This is a genomic window from Prochlorococcus marinus XMU1412, from assembly GCF_017696315.1.
In the GTDB taxonomy this organism is placed as follows: domain Bacteria; phylum Cyanobacteriota; class Cyanobacteriia; order PCC-6307; family Cyanobiaceae; genus Prochlorococcus_A; species Prochlorococcus_A marinus_AF.
Genome location: NZ_JAAORJ010000004.1, coordinates 199,114 through 219,226, shown reverse-complemented (window position 1 = coordinate 219,226; position 20,113 = coordinate 199,114). Strand labels below are relative to the sequence as shown.

The following is a 20,113-nucleotide window of genomic DNA, read 5'->3' as shown; positions in this document are numbered from 1 at the left end:
GGAGATGTCTGAAAAAAATGTAAGCCATACAAAATGGATGAAAAGAGCAATTTTTTTGGCTTCATTAGGCAAAAATACAACAAGTCCTAATCCTATGGTGGGAGCGGTGATACTTGATAAGAATGGAAGTCTTATTTCAGAAGGGTTTCATTTAAAGGCAGGGATGCCTCATGCAGAGGCAATGGCTTTTAATAATTTAAAAAAGGATGCTAAAGATGGAACAATGTATGTAAATCTTGAACCTTGCTGTCATCAAGGTAGAACGCCTCCATGTGTAGATAAGGTAATATCCTCAGGTATTAAAAAGATATATATATCAAATAAAGATCCTGATAAAAGAGTATCTGGAAAAGGTATTAAATTACTGGAAGAAGCTGGTATAAAAGTTCATTTAGGATTATGTAAAAAAGAATCTCTAGAATTAAATAAGGCTTTTATTTATAGGAACATAACAAATAAGGCATTTGGGGTTCTTAAATGGGCAATGAGTATTGATGGCAGAATAGGTCTAAAAAATGGAAAAAGTAAATGGATTACCAATGAAGATTCTAGATCTCTAGTTCATAATTTTAGAGCAGAATTTGACGCAATAATTATTGGTGGGAACACCTTAAGAAAAGATAACCCACTTTTGACTTCTAGAGGTTCGAAAACTCCAGAACCTTTGCGAGTCGTTTTTACAAAAACTTTAGATTTACCAACAAAATCAAATCTTTGGGATTGTAATGAGGCTAAAACTTTAATTATTTACGATTCCAGAACAGCCAATGAAAGTTTTCTTAAAAGAATCCCAAAATGTGTGGAGGTTGAGAAGATATCTTCAGATAATCCAGAGTTAATTTCAAAATTGCTAGCTAAAAGAGGATTTAATAAAGTTTTGTGGGAATGCGGCCCAAAATTGGCGACTTCAGCAGTTAAAGCAGGATGCATAAACGAAATAATATCTTTTATCGCTCCAAAAATTTTAGGAGGAGAAAATAGTATGAATCCTTTTGGAGATTTTGAATTTAGAGAAATGAATGAAACTATTAAATTAAGTGGATCAAAAATTAGATTTATAGGTAATGATATCTTCGTAAAAAGCTCATTGAAAAATTTCTGTTATGACTACTAAAGTATTAGGTTTAAGTACCGTTCGGTTCTTACCCAATAAAATTCATACGAATACGAATACTCTTCGTTTAGTTTATAATGATAAAAATGGAATACAATCATGCCAATAAGACAAGACGATAATCAACCTAATAGAAGATTTGGAATTGTAAATATTATTTTAATTGGTGTTGGAGCGTTGCTTCTATTCAGTAGCCTTTTCCCTAATCAAAATATGCAAATACCAAGAGTTCCCTACTCTTTATTTATAGATCAAGTGAATGATGGGGAAGTTAAGAGAGCTTACATTACACAAGAGCAAATTAGATATGAACTAAATGGAGCTGAAGAAGGCGCTCCTTCTGTTTTAGCGACAACACCAATTTTTGATATGGATCTTCCTCAAAGACTAGAAAGTAAAGGGGTAGAATTTGCAGCTGCGCCTCCCAAGAAACCTAATTTCTTTTCAACAATCTTGAGCTGGGTAGTTCCCCCATTAATTTTCATCCTTGTTTTACAATTCTTTGCTAGAAGAAGTATGGGAGGAGGGGGAGCGCAGGGAGCCTTAAGTTTTACCAAAAGTAAAGCAAAAGTTTATGTTCCTGATGATGAATCTAAAGTTACTTTTGATGATGTTGCAGGGGTTGATGAAGCAAAAGATGAGCTTACAGAAATTGTTGATTTTTTAAAAAAACCTGAAAGATATACTGATATTGGAGCAAGGATTCCAAAAGGTGTCCTTCTTGTTGGACCTCCTGGAACAGGAAAAACTCTTCTCTCTAAAGCCGTTGCTGGAGAAGCTGAAGTTCCATTCTTTATTATTTCAGGTTCTGAATTTGTAGAATTATTTGTTGGTGCTGGTGCTGCCAGAGTTAGAGATTTGTTCGAGCAAGCCAAGAAAAAAGCACCTTGCATAATATTTATTGATGAGCTTGACGCAATTGGTAAAAGCCGTTCAGGATCAATGGGAGTTGTGGGTGGAAATGATGAAAGAGAACAAACTTTAAACCAACTCCTCACAGAAATGGACGGTTTCGCGTCCACTGATAAGCCAGTAATAGTACTTGCCGCTACAAACCAGCCTGAAGTTCTAGATGCAGCACTGTTAAGACCTGGAAGATTTGATAGACAAGTTTTAGTGGATAGACCTGATCTGTCAGGTAGAAAAACTATTCTTGAGATTTATACTAAAAAGATTAAGTTATCTGATTCTATAGATCTAGATTCTATTGCTCAAGCCACAAGTGGATTTGCAGGGGCTGACCTAGCAAATATGGTTAACGAGGCTGCTTTGCTAGCAGCTAGAGCTAAAAGGAAAAGCGTGCAACAACAAGATCTAAGTGAGGCTATAGAGAGGGTAGTGGCTGGTTTAGAAAAGAAAAGTAGAGTGTTACAAGATGATGAGAAAAAAGTTGTTGCTTACCACGAAGTTGGTCATGCAATTGTTGGACATCTTATGCCCGGAGGCTCAAAAGTTGCTAAAATTTCCATTGTCCCTAGAGGTATGAGTGCTTTAGGTTACACCCTTCAATTACCCACTGAAGAAAGATTCTTAAATTCCAAAGAAGAATTAAAAGGTCAAATTGCTACCCTACTTGGTGGAAGGTCTGCTGAAGAAGTCGTTTTTGGAAAAATTACTACTGGAGCTTCAAATGACTTGCAAAGAGCAACTGATATCGCGGAACAAATGGTAGGAACTTTTGGAATGAGTGATATACTTGGACCTTTGGCATATGATAAACAAGGCGGAGGTCAATTCCTTGGCAATAGTAATAATCCAAGAAGATCAGTTAGTGATGCGACAGCCCAAGCCATAGATAAAGAAGTAAGAGAGCTAGTGGATGATGCACATGAAACTGCTTTAAAAATTTTGAGAAATAATTTACCTCTCCTTGAATCAATATCACAAAAAATTCTTCAGGAAGAGGTAATTGAAGGTGAGGATCTTAAAAATTTGCTTTCAGAGACTAAATTGCCCGTATAAAAAAACTTATTTAAAATTCAGTTTTTTTAATAATGTTTAAACCTAAAAAGCTTGCAAGTAAAGATTTCTTATCAAGTCTAGACATAACTAAGCTAGAGTTGATTTATATTTTAGAGTTAGCACAACAACTTAAGAAAAAAGAAATATCTGTAGATTGTGAAAAAAAAGTTCTTGGTTTGGTTTTTGATAAATCATCAACTCGTACGAGAGTGAGTTTTCAAGTTGCCATGTCCCGACTAGGAGGAACAACTATTGACTTAAACCCAAATACATCTCAAATTGGAAGAGGAGAGCCTATTAAGGATACTGCAAGAGTTCTTAGCAGGTATTGCGATGTTTTAGCTATAAGAACTTTTAAACATTCAGATATAGAAGATTATGCAAAATGGTCTACAAAGCCTGTAATAAATGCGCTTACTGATCTAGAGCATCCTTGTCAAGCTTTGGCTGATTTTCTTACTATTAAAGAAGAGTTTGGCTCTTTTGAAGATATTGTTTTGACTTTTATAGGCGATGGTAATAATGTATCTAATTCCCTGATTTTATGCGGAGCATTGTTAGAGGCAAAGATTAGGATAGCTTGTCCTGTAGGTTATGAACCTGATAAATCTATTATTCAAAGGGCAAAGGCAATTAATAATAATGAGGACTTTTTACAGATAACAAATGATGTTAATTCTGCTGTTTTAGGAGCGAATGTTTTGTATACAGATGTATGGTCTTCAATGGGTGAAGAAGATCAGAAAGAAGAAAAAGATAAAGATTTTAATGGATTCACTCTTGATCAAGATTTAGTTAACCAAGCCAAAGAAAATGTCATAATTTTACATTGTCTTCCAGCTTATAGAGAAAAAGAGATTACTGAAGAAATTTTTGAAAGTAAAAATAGCAGAATTTTTGATCAAGCAGAAAATAGAATGCATGCTCAACAAGCCCTTTTATCTTGTATTTTGTCCTAAATTACTTGCAATTTATCTAGTTAATAGGTACAAATGTATTAGAGTACATCTGTTCCGTGGGCATTTCTTCTGATCATAATCTTACAGAACCTCAGCATGAGCTATACAAATGGATAAAGGACTATATGAAAGAATTTCAACATAGTCCCTCCATAAGGCAAATGATGCAAGCTATGAATTTAAAATCACCTGCTCCAATTCAAAGTCGTTTGAAACATTTACAAGAAAAAGGATATATTTCATGGCAGGAAGGAAAAGCAAGAACAATGCAGATAGCAGACCAATTCGATAAGGTTCCAATCATGGGTTCAGTTGCAGCTGGAGGGTTAATAGAGACCTTTTCTGATGTGCAGCAGGAAAATCTAGATATTTCTGATGTCCTCAAAAAGAGAGATGTGTTCGCATTAACAGTAAATGGAGATTCTATGGTTGATGCTTGCATTGCTGATGGCGATATGGTGCTAATGGAGCCAATTAAAGATGCATTTGCATTAAGAAATGGAGATATAGTAAGTGCTTTGGTTCCTGGTTTAGGAACTACCTTAAAATATTTTTTTAAAAAAGGGAATAAGATATTTTTAGAAGCGGCAAATTCAGCATATGAACCAATCGTAATAGATCCTAACCAAGTGATTTTTCAAGGAAAATTACTAGCTGTTTGGAGAAAAATATAATGATTTAAATAAGCTCTTTTTCTTTAATGATTTATTATTAGTCAAGTAACAATTTAGCAAAGATATTTTTTACTATAAATAAAGGATTTGCAATAATAGTATTTTTTTTACTTATAAAAATTGAAACAGGGAAAAAAACTGTTACAAGAACTCTCAACTTATCTTCGTATGTTTCACACATTCCCATCCTTTGTTTCGCTAAAGAAAATTTTTCCCAAAAACTAGTTTTTTTCTTTTTATTTGTTCCTTTACTATGTTTTATTTGACTATTCTTAGACAAAATCAATATTTCTTCTACTTTTTTTGAACCTTTTTGATATTTGTATATTTCATCGTTTAAAAGTGAATCAACGACAATATTAGTATTTTTAACAACCAAATTGCTATCAAGAGAAGTTATTTGATCTTTATTTAACTCTCCTTTCAACAAAGCAATATCTAAAAGATTACTTATATTATTCCATTTATTTTTTGAAGAGTTATAGCAGCATGTTAAGTAAGTGTAATAGTAATTTAATGTATTTATTTTTACTCCATTTAGTTCAATTATTTTTCTTGAGTTCCAAAGTTCTTCAAAACTTATAATATTTGGACTAGTTGTTATTATTTTCCAATGTAAGTCTATATTTATTTCAAAACTGCTTATTTTTTTACTTAACGTTAGTGCATTATTCCCAAAAAGATAATACTTTTCTATTAGAGAATTAGATTCATTTTTAAAGAAACCATATTTTATTGTAAAACCTATTTTTTCAAGAATTTTAACTGTTTTTTTTACATCTATCTCATTAACTAGGATGTCAATATCATTACATTGTCTGTCCTTAAATTTTCTATTAGTTAAGAGCGATAATATAATTCCTTTGTATATTATTACAGGAATCTTATTTTCTTGTAGAACCTCTGATATTAGACAATTGTAGCCAGTTATAGCCATAAGTTTTTTTACTTCTAAATCAGACAGATATTTTATTTTTTGTTGCAATGATTTTTTTTCTAAAATCATAAAGTTTTGAACATTAACGACAAAATTATGTCTTATGGCTGTTCTTATAAAAAAATTCTGATTATAAACTTTAATTTTTATCTTTCTTTTATTTTTATTATTAATATATTTTTTATTTATATAAATAAAATTGAATAATTTAATAAGACTATTAATTTCTTTTTTCCAATTATCATCAAATATTGTTTCTTTCATTGCAAAGGTTAGGTTTTAATTTCCTATGAATTTAGGATGAGCTGTTTATTTGCTATCTGGATTATTCTGAAATCGTGGCTTACAATTAATATCATTTTGTTTTGAGACCTTTCTTTTAATTTTTCAATTATATTTTTTACAGATTTATCATCTTGAAATGTTGTAGGCTCATCATATATTTCTATTGGATTATCTTTTAACCAGCTTCTTAAAATATTAATTTTCTGAATCTCTCCGCCTGAATATGGATTGATTGAGAAATCTATTTCTTTATTTAGTCCAAAATTCCTATTATTGATATGTTGAAGATTCATTTTTCTTAAGTATTCTAAAATGTCCTTATCTCTGTAATTTAATGAATTACCCAATAATAGATTATCTTTTAAAGATGCTTCTATCAGCATTGCATCTTGTGGTGAGTATGAAATAAGTTCTCTTGCTAATAATTCAGATTCAGTGTATCCATTGAGTTTTAAATTTTTATTTTTTAATTTGATTGTCCATGATGATCCTTTTAAGTCACTAAGACCTATGAATGTATCAATCAATCTTGTTTTGCCTACTCCTGAAATTCCTGAAATAACAGTAATTTCTCCTACATTGAGACTTAATTTATTTATTTTTATTTTTTTATTTTTTTTGTTTTCCCAACTTATTGAGATTATTTGATTTTTATTACTAATAAATTCATTTAAAATTTTACTCGTTTTAGTGGGTAAATTATTTTTGATTTTATTCTTTTTTATTTTAGAGGTAATCTCTTTAAGTTCTAAGTAAGCTGGTAATCCATTTATACAAGATCTCCAGTTTCTTATTCCATTTGTAGCTGCATTAGATAACTTGTAGCAGAACAATAAACTTGTTCCTGCAGATAATATATCCAAATCATTTCTGATCAAAATTAACCAAGTGCCAACGGAAATTAGAACAACAATATCTTTAAAACAAACAAATAAATTATTTCTGTAAATGTTTTCAAGCATTAACTTCTTATAGTTTTTATTACTTCGTTTGAATTTATTAAGAAGCCATTCTTCGGAATTCGCAGACTTAATTGTTTTGATCCCTACTAGTCCATTTCCAATAATTTTATTTAATTGTCCTGTATGCTTGTTTATTAATTGCCCAAGATTCCAAGTATTGGGGTTATAAATTACTAAAGTTGTAAATGAAGAGATTAAAACTATTGTTATTAGCTTAACATCATAAGTTTTAAAAAATATTAGTCCGAATAAGTATGCTAAGAAGCATATAAACTGATTTATAAGCCTTAAAAATTGGTCAATTGATGAAATCGATTTTGAAATGTTTATAAGAATTATTTTATGTAAAGAACCTCTACCTATATCTCTTAAATTTTCATAATCTGATTTCAAAATGTTTTTAAGCGTTTCTTCCTTGAATTTATTAGCAAGCTCACATTTTATTCTTTCTTGTAAGTTAATAGTAAAAACTCTTGAAAATGACCTTATTGATAAAATTATGATTATTAAGGTAATAGATAAAGGGATTCCATATTCTTGATTTAGGTCATCAATTCTGTAATTTTGATTTAAAAGAATCTTTATTCCTATACTTAAGCTTATTATTTCTAAAAAATAATTATAGATAATCAATAATCCAAACTTTAATGTTTCTTTATATCCAGCTTCTTTAATAAGATAAAAAAGGAGTCTTAGCTGTTTGGATGTGGTTATATCAATTTTCATTCTAGTTCAGAAAACCAACAACTTAATTTATTAACGGTTCTCATAGCTTTGATAACCTTGCTACTCTCATGAATATTAATTTTCTTAATATTTATTTGAGTATTAATAGCATATTTCTTTAACTCATCTAATTGCCAAAATTTAGATAAATGTTGATTCCATTGTTGAGAAAATTCAATTAGATCATTTAAAACCTTAGCTTGCTTTTCTCTTTCAAATGCAGTCCATTGATTATTTATATCTCTATATTTTGATGGATCTAGTCTTAACTTCTCGGGAAGATATTTTGCAAAAGATTTTCTGTGGATTAATCTACCTTGAAGATATTTTTCTGCGAAATACTTTGGATCTTGATTTAAAAGAGTTCCTAAAAGTGTTTCATCCAATAAGGGAAAATATTTTCTTATTCCATATTTGGCAGCCAATCTTACTTCTTCTTCTAGTCTTACAGAGACCCATTGAGACATACATCTTTGTCTTATTGAGTTATGAAGTGTACTATACGTATCAATCTCAGCAATAAACTCTTTTGACAAGTGCGGAATTAGCCAATCTTTACCTTTTTCTGTCAGCAATGAAATAAGTAAATTATTCTTTTTCATATGAGAAACTTTTTTTGAAAATTTACTTTCCTGCCAGTCGTTATTGATTAGTCCATATGTTCTCCCAAGCATTGTTTTTAGAGCCTTTAAAGGATTATCCATCCACTGAAAGAACTCAATAAATTCGAAATTTTTTATTAGGTCTGTTGCTAGGTTATGTCCATTGTGGCTAATAGCTTGATCACCCCCAAAACCACTAAATAATATCTTACAAGAGCATTTTTTGAAAAATTTTATACACTCTGTATTCCCTCCCAATTGATGAGGCATACCAAAAATAAATAAATTTTCTTTTAATGATTCTTGGAAATTTTCTTTTTTGTATTCAGTTTTATTAATATGAGTATTTTCAGTATTGAGTTTGTGGAAAGTCTGAAATTCTTTTATGTAGGATTCTTCTCCATTACCATCGTGACTCCAGGTGAAAATATTTCTAGGATCAATATCTAAACCTTTTATTAACCCGCCAACTATGGCATTAGAATCTAACCCACTACTTAGTTCACAACCTATTCTATTTTCGCCTTGGGGGATTGCATTTTTTAATTTATTTTGAAAAATATAATCAATAATGTTATGGAGTTCTCTCTCCTTTTGAGAAGAAACCCCCCCTCCGAAAGGTTCATAGGGGTATGCTTTAAAATCCCCATTTCTTAGTATTTTTATAAAGTTAGCTCGAGGTAGTCTTTTAATCCTTTTATAAGGGGAGGAAGTGTTAGTTTGTACATTAGTTATTAGAGAGGCAACATAAGCAGGATTGATATCTGAGATATAAGCTTCACCATGAATAGCAAATGCTTCTTCCCAAGAACGTACATATGATAGTTGTTGTTTATTTTGCAATTGAACTGCAAACATTGGATTTAAATTAAAAATATCAGTTTTATATAAACCCTCGGTTAAAAGTTTTGGATCATTTGTTGGTAATTTCATAAGTAATTAATAACTTAAAATTTATAAACTGTAAGTCCTTTATCTTTATAAAATCCAGGAGTGATAGATTTTCCTGCTTTTGGATCAACTAACCAAGCATGAGCAACTTTTTTGCCATTAGAATGCTTACTTATCCCAAAATATAATTTGTTATTTATATTAAGTATGTCAAAAATAAATTTAATAGATATTGCTTTACTTAAACATGAGCTAAAAAAAGATTTTTTTTCACAAAATTCTCTAGTTTTTTTCTTGATTAAAAAAATTTTTTTATCTTTTAATCTAAAGCTAAATTTATTTATGCAATTTTTTCTTAGCAATTTCATTAAGAGTTCTCCCGATATGAATTTGATTAATATCCAGGTTAAAGTATCTAAAAAATATAAGATAAAGATAAATAAAAATTTAAGCACCTTTAAGAAGTTTCTTATTTTTCATAATAAAAAATATCATTTGCAATACCATCATTTATAAATAACATTATTTCATTTTCTATATTTGTGTTTTTATCTTTATATCCTTTTTTCATTATTTTAATAATTTCGTCAACTTCTTTTGAAGTGTCTAAAAGCCCCCATATTATGGAACCTGTTGAATTTAAATTAATATATTTTGCATTTTTGGGATTAAAAAGACATATCTCCTCATCCAATACTTCTGATACTAATTTTGGATTTTTCTTTAACTTCATTAAGCTTAAAATAATTTTAATGTAACCTATTTTTTAAAATTTTAAAGTATTTAATAGGATAGAGGCTAAAAGATGAATTACCTTCCAGTAAATATAACTTATTGTCTGTTTTAATCCAATCCCATGCAACTTCATTAATTGGGGGTAATATAGAATGAACAGCTTTAGATGCACTAAATAATAGTTTATAAATTTTCCTTAGCTCTTCATTTTTAAATTTAAAATTCAAAATTTTCTCTAGTTCTTCAAGCCTCATTTGAGGCCTATCAATATTAAACAAATATTGTTCATGATTAATAATGTTTAGGTTATTATTTTTATCAAATATTTCCATCCAAGCTTCTTTTATAGATATTTGATCTTGCTCCATTGAATATTCCGATATAGTTCTAAATACAATAGATATATCATTTTTTGGCAAAATATTAGAATGTTTTAAATAAGGCATTAAAATTAAATTTGAATAAATACCTTCTCTTTTTTTAAAAGTTTTTATATCTCCTAGAAAATCTAATAAATTATTATGCATGGATTTATTGTTAATTTTTAAAGTAAATAAATCTTTTACTATTAATTTTTCATTTTTCATAAAAAGATGATAAGTATTTCTGCTCCTACTGCCGATATTTGGCTTTAGAACTAAGCCATCTTTATATAGGAATTTTTCGAGTTTTGGATTTATTGAGTATGATTCATCTGTAATTGTTTCAAAATGAGGTCTATATTTTTTAGGAATCCTATGTAGTAGATTTGATTTTTGTTGCAAAATATTGATTGATTCCTTGCATTGATTAGGCCAATGTAATCTATTCTGAAAATGTATTGATTTTGTTAAACATTCTGGCTTGATTAAAGCAAGTTTATTCCATTCTTTTATATTATTTTTATACCAAAATATTACTTCATTTAAAGTGAAGTTATTTAATATAGATGCTTTTAATAAATACTCTAAAGGTATATTATTTTTCTTTTGGAAAGCTAAAAATCTTCTTATGTTAAGGATTTTGTTAGTCCATGAAAAAAACTGTTTAAAGATTTCAAAAAAAATTATGTAATTATAATTACTAATTTTGAATATCTGAAATATTTTTTTATCTTGAAGCCAGAAAAAATTTGGTGGCTTGCATATCTCTGAATATATTTTTTTAAGTATGATTTTATTTTTTATTAAACTTATTAAGAAGAGGCGTTAGAAACGGCTGAAGTATCTGTACCAGTCTTGTTTTGCTCAGGAACGTTAAAACTTTCTTTTCCCATTATTTCCGTATGCCTTAAGATTTCAAGTTTTGGAGTGACCCATTTTTTTATTCCTTCATCTTTCATTTTTAAAAAATGTTTATTGTAATTATAAAATATTATATTCAAATAGACAATAACATGAAATATGATCAATTAAAAGTATAGTCAAACTTATGTAATGTATTTCTAAATCTATTTTTTAACAAATCTAGTTCATTTTTTGATAATCTTTTTAAACCCAAATCTTTTTTTCCATAGCGAAAAAATGGATTCCCTGATTTAGATCGTTCAATAAATAATGAGTTTCTCTCTTTTTCTCTTAGTTTTTTAAATGAACAATTTTCAACGGCTTCTTCAATAGTTTTTGGGTTGATTGGAAGTTGTAGAAAACTACTTAACCTAGTGAATTCTTTTAATGGACTCTGTAGAAAATCTTCGTATCTGAAAACTGATAGGGGGACATCATTTTGATTCGTCCAAGAGTTAACATGATGCTCCCAAGTCCCAATATATTGAATAATTTGAGAAGTACTTCTATCAGTAATATTTGATAAACATGCGTTTGGGTTCATAATAAATTTTATACATTCCCCTTTACTCCATCCAAAAAAACTTTCCATTGAAATTACGATATCAATTGGATTTCTAATAATGTAAACAATTCCTGCGCAATTCTTGGTTGAGATAATCCTTTTATTTTTTCCGTTTGTCTTTAAAAAAGCATCATGAACTTTGTGATACCTAAGCGTCTCCGAATATGGAGACGGCTGATTATGTACTTTGATTCTTATTTTTTCGACTTCTAAGTTGGTAAGTTCTTCACTATCAATTCCAATTTGATCGTCAAACCAAGATCTATCACTTATTATTGCACCAGTAGAAATATTCTTACTTAAATCCATCTCACTTTGAATAGTATTATCTTCAAAGTTACTTTTGGGATTTTGTGTTAACCTATATAATTCTCTTATAAATAGTCTGCACCAAGTGTTCCCCGACTTCGGATAGCTTGCTAAATACCAATATTTATTTTTTGATAAATTCACTTTTAAAAAAAGAAATCATCAAAGTCATTTTTTAGGAAGTTCTCCATTCTTTTTAAATCATTCGGTATTGGCAATAAAAAAACAGGTAATTTCTTTGCGAAATTACTTAATTTTGTGAAATATTCTGATTCTTTACAAAGACCTTTTACGAATCTTGGTCTAAAAATATTATCTCTTAGAACAAAAAATTTTGTTTTTTCCTTTTTTACTTTTATAGCATCAGTTGTTTTAGATTTTTTATCTAGTTGTGTCTCAGAATAAAGAATGAAAACAGATGTTATTGGATAACTTTTTTTAGAGATATTCAATTCATCTTTTGAAAGGATAAATTTTTGAATATTTGATCTCACTTTCTTTAAATTTTTGTAGTCTATTTTTAAATAATTTAAAGTATCTTTCCATAGCTTGATTCTTTGAATTCCAATTGAAACATTCATATTTTTATCAATAGCTACTAAATCATCTGTTATTAATTGCCAACCTTTTTTCATCAACATGTATGAAATTGTACTTTTGCCAATTCCTGACTTGCCAAGACAAATTATTAATTTTTTATTTTTAGTAAGAGAATTTCCATGTAATAAAAGAAAACCTCTTTGAATCAATAAAGCGCCAAAAACTGAACTAAATAAAAATGCTTTTATATCATTTTCAGTAACCTTTGCACTTAATTTATCCCAAAAGATTTGATTCCCATCAATAACTCTGAAATGTGCAATTCCATCTACTTTTAATCTAAAATCATTTTCTTCCATTTGTAAAAATTCTGTATCAAATTGATTTGAATTTATAACAGGCCATTCATTATGATTATTTTGCTTTATTAAAACATCAAAATTATTATTTTTATTAGTTATTGCTTCGAGTTCTTGTAGAGTAATATCTTCTGATTTGAAAATTAATCCAAAGGAACTATAAAACATTTATACTTATTTAGTTTAAATCCTTGAGTAAAGATAATTGATCATTTAGAGGGCAAGTGCCTTTATTCACACTCATTAAATAATCTAAAGATTGTTGAATGGTTAAGTCACGCTTTTTTATTAACCAAGCCATACAAACAAGTGGTGAGCGTTCAATTGCTGCTTTACAGTGTACAAAAATACTACCTTTCTTTCTAAGATCTTCTAACATAGATAATGCAAGATTTAGTTCTTCAATATTCATTACTCTATCGTATGTATGATCAGGAAGTACTACCCTTTTGCAAAAAAATAATTCTTCGATATTTATTGGAGGATTGGCCTCTTTCACGCTACACAGACTTAAAATTCCTTGAATATTTTTTTCTTTGAGCATTAAAATATGTTCATCGACTAAAGGAGCGGGTCCTATAGCAATTTCATCATTTAAAATCCAATTTATAAAAAAATTCTTATTTTTATTTTTAGGCATAAAGTTATGAATCAAGCCATTTAGTAAATCTATTTATGACATTTTTACTGAATGATTTGATAAGTTTACTTTTTCCCTCTTTTTTATCTTCTTTAACTGAATATTGCCCATCTTTTTTGGACCTACCTTTTTGTTTAGATATATTTTCTATCTCCTGCTGCTTATCTTTCCCATAATTGATATAGGTTTCAATTGGCTGATAAGAACTATATTGATTATAAATGCCATAGTTACCATATTTTGAATATTTGCCATATCTTTTATATTCGAATTCATATTCATCTTTAATAGCATTTGTAACTACTCCAAGAATATTTGTTTTTGTGGTTTGTAATCTCATTAAAGATTCTCTTGGGAGAGATCTATCTACAGATCCTAAACTCACAAGTAATATTATTCCATCTAAATTTTCAGATAATAGAATTGTATCTGCCAAACCCAATACTGGAGGAGTATCAAATAGAATTATGTCATATTTATTTGAAGATTTTATTTCAGATAATATCTCTTTAAAACGTTTTGAACTTAATAGTCTTGTTGGATCTGGAGGTATTGTGCCTGATGTCATTACACTAAGATTTTTGAAATTCTGCAAAGGTTGTATAACTTTTTCGAGGTTAATATCATTATCAGTAAGCAAATTAGAAAGTCCTAAAATATTATCGAGATTTAATCTGCTATGAATCTGGGGTCTTCTCATGTCAGCATCTATTATCAATACCTTCTCTCCCATATCATTTAAAGTTTTAGCAAGCAAGACATTAAGTAATGATTTGCCTTCTTTAGGTAATGAACTTGTTATTGTCAATAATTTAATAGATTCATCAGTATTTGAAAAACGAATAGAAGTAAATAAATTTCTTAGTGCTTCAGTGTAAAAAAATCTTTGATAAATATCTTTTTTATTATTAAATTTTTCTTTTTGTGTACCATCGCCAACCATAATTGAAAGCATTTCTGATTTTTCGCTTCTTAATTCTGAAAAACTTTTAATGAAAGGGATTTCTCCTAGTATTGGATAATTAAGATTATCCTTAATCTCTTTTGAGGAGTGAAATACATGATCCATTCTATCCCTCAACAATGCTGCTAAAATACCAAAAATAATTGAAATTAAAAGTCCAAATTGTAAATTTCTTCTAAAAGAGGGTTTAATGGGAGATGGACTCATTTTTGGAGAAGAAATAAGTCTCCACGGTATATTGCTTTGCGCTAGCTCAAGTTCGAAACTTTTAATAGAAGAATTAAGTTTTATAAGATCTTGACTCGCAATTAGTAGCTCTCCTTCAATTCTTTTATATTCCTTAATAAGTTCGGGTTGTTTAAGAAACTCAAGTTCAAGTTGTTTCAACGACTCCTTGGTATTTCTTAAAAGACTTTCGTTCAAATTAATTGCAGTATCAACAGCATCTATTTGATTCTTTAGAATTATAGGCTGAATTTGATTTAGCCTAGTCTTTAACCCTTTAACGATTGAGGATTTTGAAGTAAATTTTGTTTTTGCTATGGCAAGTTCTCTCTCAACTGCAATTAATTGATCTAGCAGGCTTTGATCGAAATCAGCAATTGATAATCCTGTCCCTATTTGTTCTCTAAAGCCTGTCGCAGTGATTGATCCATTCAGGATTTCTTTCCTAACATCTTTTAAACGACTTATTGTGGAGTTAATGTCAATAATGTTCTTCTCAATCATTCTCTGTTGAGCTTTTAAACTCTCTCCCTCTCTAATCGGATCTATTAGTTTATGCTTATTTCTAAATGCAACTAATTTAGTTTGTAATTGATTTTCCTTATCTTTAATTCCCGGAGCTTGCTTATTAAGAAATTCTAGACCATCATTTAGTTTCTGCTGTCTTTGACGCAAGGATTCCTCGAGGTATGTTTGAGATAGTGCTTTAAGTAAATTTATTCCTTTAGATTTGTTTTTAGTAGTTAAATTAACAATAAGGATACTTGCTGGAGCCCTAAATCTGCTTGTATTGATTGGAACTGAGATTGAAATACTATTTGATAAAGCAGTAGGACTTATTTTGAACTCTTTTGCTAAAGGTTCTAGAAATTTAGGGCTTTTTAGGAGAAATATCAATGTGTCAACATCGTATCTTCTTGATCCCGAGGCAAGTTCTTGGAAAAAAGTTGATGACTCAGTAGAAATTAGATCATTATTTTTCTTCCCTGAAGAATTTATTGGATCACTGATTAAGATTCTGAATGACCCTGCATATAATGGATTTGTTATTCTTTCTTTGACTGTATAACCTATAATTCCTAGAAAAACTATTATTCCTGTTGCAAATGCCCACTTTTTTTTTCTAACAATACCTTGGAAAAGCTCTTTATAATTTATTTCATCAGCATCGAACTTTGAAAAATCAGTAATTTGCTGTTTAGGTTTTATATCATTATTATTGTTGTCTTTTTCCAAAATACTTTTAATAAATGAATTATTTGATTTTTTACTATATCAAAGTTACTACAATTTAACCAATAAATGATATTATGTTTTTTAATAAAATTTGTTATCTAGTGGCTAATAAAAGGAGTAGAAGTTCATTAAATATTTATACATCATTTCTTCTAATTCTTCAATTTTTTGTGATTTTTCAATTGCCAACTAAATCAGAGGAAGAGAAATTTTTGAGAAATAATAATTCCGAAGTTATTTCAGGATTAAATAATGATATCTCTAGTGAAGATTATTTCGAGAGAGATTTTTATCTAATTGGTCCTGGGGATACTCTTAAGTTAAACTTATTTGATGCTAAAGAATTTTCTGGTGAATTAAAAGTAATGAGTGATGGATCAGCTCAATTTCCTTTAATAGGTTCACAATATTTAAATAACCTTACGATTGAACAAGCATCAAAATTAGTAGAAAACAAATATAAAGAAGAACTACTAAGACCTGAATTACATTTAAGCGTCTTAAAGGCTAGACCAATTAGAGTATCGGTAGTTGGTGAGATAGTTAAACCAGGTGTATATTCTTTAATTGGTTCTAAAAATAATTCTCTGATTGAAGGTAGTAGAAACATTAATGAAGGCTTACCAACTATTATTGATGCTCTGCAAAAAGCAGGAGGTATAACTCCTAAAGCGAATCTAAAAAAAGTTTCATTACTCAGAAGATTGCCTGGGGAAGATAAACGTTATAAGAAAGCAGAAATTAACTTATTAGATATTGTTCTCGAAGGTGATCAAGAGCAAAACGTTTTTTTATTTGATGGAGACATTATTAAAGTAGATATGGCTAGTGAGATAAATAAAGATATAAAAAAAATATCCCAAACAAATTTATCTCCCATGATTATGGTAAATGTTGTAGGCCAAGTAAATGTTCCTGGTCAAACTAGAGTTAGAGCAAATACTCCTTTAGTTCAAGCTATTTATATGGCTGGGGGGCCTGTAGATTGGAAGGCAAATACTGGGAGAGTTGAGTTAGTTAGAGTAAATGATAATGGTACTGCTACTAGAAGAAAATTTAAAATTAAGCTTGATGAAAATGTTTCTTCTGAATTAAATCCTCCACTAATGAATGAGGATATTATTTATGTAAGGTCTAATAATATTAATCGAATCACTCAAGGAATAGGAACATTTACTGAACCTTTTGCAGATATCATAACTACATATAGTCTTTTTAGAATTCTTAATGGAGATGTTTAAATATGGACTTTTTAGAAAAGTCTAATCTCGAATCAACAAAAATATATCATAGAAGTATTGAAGGTGTTAAAGAATTTGAGAATAAAGTTCTTGGTCCCAATACATCTAGAATATTTTATGAAGATCCAAAATTACTCTTATTTACTCTCTCTAGATATAAATTTGTAGCAAAACAGTTTGCAGGATATGATTCAATTTTAGAAATAGGTTGCCAAGAAGGTTTTGGAGCTCCAATAGTTAGTCAAGAAATTAAAAGATATGTAGGGTTTGATTTTTATAAACCTCATGTTGATTTTGCAAAAAGTAATTTAGAAAGTAGCGATTCAAAATATAATTTTTACCATAGGGACATTTTATTAAACTCAGAAGAGCCTGAACAATTCGATTGCGCATTTGCTTTAGATGTACTTGAACATATAACTGAAAATGATGAAAATGATTTTTTTATAAACATAAAAAAACATTTAGTTGATTCACAAGGACCACTTATTTTAGGAATGCCTTCATTAGAATCTCAGACTTATGCTTCAGAAAGATCAAAATTAGGACATGTAAATTGCAAGAAAAAGGATAATTTTAAATTAACTTGTAAAAGATTTTACAAAGATGTTTTTATGTTCTCCATGAATGATGAGGTTTTACATACTGGCTATAGTCCTATGAGCCAATATCTTTTCGCAATATGTTCAGGTCCAAAGTAAATTATATGTATTCTTGAATTTATATGGAAACTTTTAATTGGAAGCCGTGGCCAACTTTTAATGAGAAACATCAACTTGCCGTTAAAGAAGTAATAGAATCAAATCAATTATTTGCTGCAGATAAAGTAAAAGATTTTGAAAAAGCTTATTCAAAATTTGTATCTTCTAAATATGCAATAGGTGTGGGCAATGCTACTCAAGGTTTGCAATTATCGCTGCATGCTCTAGGGATAGGATATGGCGATGAAGTTATTGTCACTCCATATTCATGGATCTCTTCTGCTACTTGCGTTTTAATGCAAGGTGCCGTACCTATCTTTGTTGATATTGAATCTGATAGTTTTGGTTTGTCTCCTAAAGCTATTAAAAAGGCTATAACAAATAGAACTAAGGCAGTTATATTAGTTCATATGTTTGGATATCCCGCAAAGATAGAAGATATTTTAAATATTTGTTCTGATAATTCTATTCATCTAATAGAAGATGCTAGCCATTGTCATGGGGCAAAGTTTAACAAAAAGTCGATTGGAACATTTGGAGATTTAGGAATTTTTAGCTTACATCAAAGGAAAGCATTACCTGTAGGGGATGGGGGGATTATATGTACAAATAATGCCAGTATTTACCAAGATATCTGGAAATTAAGATCTTTTGGTCATGACAAGTTAAGTTTTAATTATCGGATGACTGAATTTGCCGCTGCTTTAGGATTAGTTGGCCTTGAATTACTTGATCATGATAATGAAAAGAGAATTGAAAATCATAAATTACTTGCTTCTAAACTAGATAAGAAATTCTTTAAGGTATTGGAACCCTCTGAGGGGTCATTTGCAGTTTTTTATTCAAATTTGATTGAAATTTGCTTATCATATGAACGACAAGAAGAATTGTTGAAAGCAGCATCCGATATCAACTTGCCTTTAAAGCGTACATGGCAACCTTTACACCAACATCCAAACTTTAAACGCGAAAATATGAATAATAATTATGCACCATGGGATAATCATTACATAGACTTTATAGAACCGGCTGATTTGAAGTTGCCAATTTCAGAAAAATATCAGAAAGAAAAAATATTTGAGTTGGATTGTCATCCGCTAATTGAAGAAGAGGAAGTTTCTAAAGCAGCATTATTTTTAAATGATTTTGTTACCAAATTATCTTAAATAGAACTTTATATTATGAGTTATTAAAAATCAGGAATTGTCTCCTTGAAAAATAAAACTATATTCAAGGTCCTTTAAATTTATATTTTTATTAATTATCTTTATCATATTAGATCCATTTGGCCTTATATATTGAAAAAAATCTGCACCTTTTGTTAGAGCTAATTCATTAATTATTCCACTTTTATCAGAAAAAATCTCAATTTTTTCTATTTTTCCAAATTCTTTGAAAATTAAAGATAATCCTTTTTCTACTTTTCTAATAGAATTACAAGGTATAAATTCTCTAATTGTAGTTTCTTCATTAGGAGTAGTACAGAAATAAATAATAGGTTTTAAAGTTTTATCAAGGACTATTTTTGGTTTATAAAACAAATATGTATTTTTTAAATGTGAAAAAAAATCTTCCCATATTTCGTTATCTCTTTTTATGTAAATTTCTTTATTTCTAAAAAAATTATAGTGTAATTTCTTAATTAAATTTTTATTTGAATTCTGTAAATCTACGATTTGTCCTTCAGGAGAGATAAAATCTTTTTTGTAGAAAATAAATTTACTTTTTGGTGCAAAACCCTTGAATCCATATTTCCCATAAAAATCCTGAATACCTTGCAAATATATAAAGTCTATTTTCTTTGATTTTGCCAAATTTTCGACATTAGATAATAAAAAAGTAGCATAACCTCTACCTCTGAATTCAGGGAGTGTAGTTATATATCCTATTGATAATGTTTTTAAAGTTAAATTTGTTTTTTTCCATTTTCGGAACATGTATATTGCAAAGCTTACGATTTTATTATTATTAAATACACAACAAAATTTTATAGTTTTTGAATAAATAATATACTCAAATGATGGATAGAGAAAATTTTGATTATGGCTTTTTTTGACAATTTCACATAACTTATTTATCTGTGATTTAGTTAATTTTTGATTTTCAACAAAGTAAATATTATCAAGTTGCATAAATTTGATTAAAAAATATTTTTGATCGATCAATAATTCTAATTTTTAGAAAAATCAACTTAAAAGATAAAATAGCATTTAATTCAGAA

The 20,113-nt window shown here is 29.0% G+C and carries 19 protein-coding genes; 7 read left to right on the top strand and 12 right to left on the bottom strand.

The features are described from left to right. The first annotated feature begins 4 nt into the window (after positions 1-4). From ribD to lexA, 4 genes are all read left to right on the top strand, one after another. Entirely contained in the window at positions 5-1,114 is a 1,110-nt protein-coding gene (ribD, locus tag HA152_RS07605) for a bifunctional diaminohydroxyphosphoribosylaminopyrimidine deaminase/5-amino-6-(5-phosphoribosylamino)uracil reductase RibD (RefSeq protein ID WP_209135198.1), read from the top strand. 99 nt (positions 1,115-1,213) lie between these two features. Next, positions 1,214-3,076 (top strand): ATP-dependent zinc metalloprotease FtsH, encoded by a 1,863-nt coding sequence (gene ftsH, locus HA152_RS07600; RefSeq protein WP_209135195.1) that lies wholly within the window; start codon positions 1,214-1,216, stop codon positions 3,074-3,076. 32 nt (positions 3,077-3,108) lie between these two features. Beyond that, positions 3,109-4,035 (top strand): ornithine carbamoyltransferase, encoded by a 927-nt coding sequence (argF, locus tag HA152_RS07595; RefSeq protein WP_209135193.1) that lies wholly within the window; start codon positions 3,109-3,111, stop codon positions 4,033-4,035. Positions 4,036-4,091: 56 nt separating this feature from the next. Further along, a complete protein-coding gene (lexA, locus tag HA152_RS07590) occupies positions 4,092-4,709 on the top strand; it encodes a transcriptional repressor LexA (RefSeq protein ID WP_209135190.1) in 618 nt (205 codons plus the stop codon). 37 nt (positions 4,710-4,746) lie between these two features. Here the strand turns inward: lexA and HA152_RS07585 are convergent, their stop codons facing one another. From HA152_RS07585 to HA152_RS07535, 11 genes are all read right to left on the bottom strand, one after another. After that, positions 4,747-5,910, bottom strand: a complete 1,164-nt coding sequence (locus tag HA152_RS07585; RefSeq protein ID WP_209135179.1) for a nucleotidyltransferase family protein — start codon at positions 5,908-5,910, stop codon at positions 4,747-4,749. A 23-nt stretch (positions 5,911-5,933) separates the two neighbouring features. After that, on the bottom strand, positions 5,934-7,619 hold the full coding sequence (locus tag HA152_RS07580) for an ABC transporter ATP-binding protein (RefSeq protein WP_209135176.1): 1,686 nt from the start codon (positions 7,617-7,619) through the stop codon (positions 5,934-5,936). Beyond that, positions 7,616-9,154 (bottom strand): asparagine synthase-related protein, encoded by a 1,539-nt coding sequence (locus HA152_RS07575; protein WP_209135174.1) that lies wholly within the window; start codon positions 9,152-9,154, stop codon positions 7,616-7,618. Before HA152_RS07575 ends, HA152_RS07580 begins: the two co-directional genes overlap by 4 nt. 14 nt (positions 9,155-9,168) lie before the next feature. Continuing rightward, positions 9,169-9,480, bottom strand: a complete 312-nt coding sequence (locus HA152_RS07570) for a lasso peptide biosynthesis protein (RefSeq protein ID WP_209135172.1) — start codon at positions 9,478-9,480, stop codon at positions 9,169-9,171. Between the two features lie 101 nt (positions 9,481-9,581). After that, positions 9,582-9,845: a PqqD family protein gene (locus HA152_RS07565; RefSeq protein WP_209135170.1), complete on the bottom strand. Its 264-nt coding sequence runs from the start codon at positions 9,843-9,845 to the stop codon at positions 9,582-9,584. A gap of 16 nt (positions 9,846-9,861) precedes the next feature. Beyond that, on the bottom strand, positions 9,862-10,611 hold the full coding sequence (locus HA152_RS07560; RefSeq protein ID WP_209135168.1) for a hypothetical protein: 750 nt from the start codon (positions 10,609-10,611) through the stop codon (positions 9,862-9,864). 410 nt (positions 10,612-11,021) lie between these two features. Then, complete coding sequence (locus HA152_RS07555; protein WP_209135166.1) at positions 11,022-11,168, bottom strand: hypothetical protein; 147 nt, start codon at positions 11,166-11,168, stop codon at positions 11,022-11,024. A gap of 65 nt (positions 11,169-11,233) precedes the next feature. Next, entirely contained in the window at positions 11,234-12,130 is an 897-nt protein-coding gene (locus tag HA152_RS07550; RefSeq protein ID WP_209135164.1) for a sulfotransferase domain-containing protein, read from the bottom strand. Between the two features lie 2 nt (positions 12,131-12,132). After that, positions 12,133-13,053: a hypothetical protein gene (locus tag HA152_RS07545; protein ID WP_209135162.1), complete on the bottom strand. Its 921-nt coding sequence runs from the start codon at positions 13,051-13,053 to the stop codon at positions 12,133-12,135. Positions 13,054-13,063: 10 nt separating this feature from the next. After that, positions 13,064-13,525, bottom strand: a complete 462-nt coding sequence (locus HA152_RS07540) for a dual specificity protein phosphatase family protein (protein ID WP_209135160.1) — start codon at positions 13,523-13,525, stop codon at positions 13,064-13,066. Positions 13,526-13,529: 4 nt separating this feature from the next. Further along, positions 13,530-15,950, bottom strand: a complete 2,421-nt coding sequence (locus HA152_RS07535) for a GumC family protein (protein WP_209135158.1) — start codon at positions 15,948-15,950, stop codon at positions 13,530-13,532. Positions 15,951-16,051: 101 nt separating this feature from the next. Here HA152_RS07535 and HA152_RS07530 point away from each other — a divergent pair, with 101 nt between their 5' ends. The 3 genes from HA152_RS07530 to HA152_RS07520 are packed head-to-tail and all read left to right on the top strand — an operon-like array spanning position 16,052 to position 19,058. Further along, positions 16,052-17,191, top strand: coding sequence for an SLBB domain-containing protein (locus HA152_RS07530; RefSeq protein WP_209135156.1), 1,140 nt, complete (start codon positions 16,052-16,054; stop codon positions 17,189-17,191). A gap of 2 nt (positions 17,192-17,193) precedes the next feature. After that, positions 17,194-17,892, top strand: a complete 699-nt coding sequence (locus tag HA152_RS07525) for a class I SAM-dependent methyltransferase (protein WP_209135154.1) — start codon at positions 17,194-17,196, stop codon at positions 17,890-17,892. 23 nt (positions 17,893-17,915) lie between these two features. Further along, positions 17,916-19,058, top strand: a complete 1,143-nt coding sequence (locus HA152_RS07520; RefSeq protein WP_209135151.1) for a DegT/DnrJ/EryC1/StrS family aminotransferase — start codon at positions 17,916-17,918, stop codon at positions 19,056-19,058. A 30-nt stretch (positions 19,059-19,088) separates the two neighbouring features. On the opposite strand, the gene HA152_RS07515 is transcribed toward HA152_RS07520, so the two are convergent. Next, positions 19,089-20,024 carry a GNAT family N-acetyltransferase gene (locus HA152_RS07515; RefSeq protein WP_209135149.1) on the bottom strand — a complete coding sequence of 312 codons (936 nt, stop codon included), beginning with the start codon at positions 20,022-20,024 and terminating at the stop codon, positions 19,089-19,091. Positions 20,025-20,113: the final 89 nt, after the last annotated feature.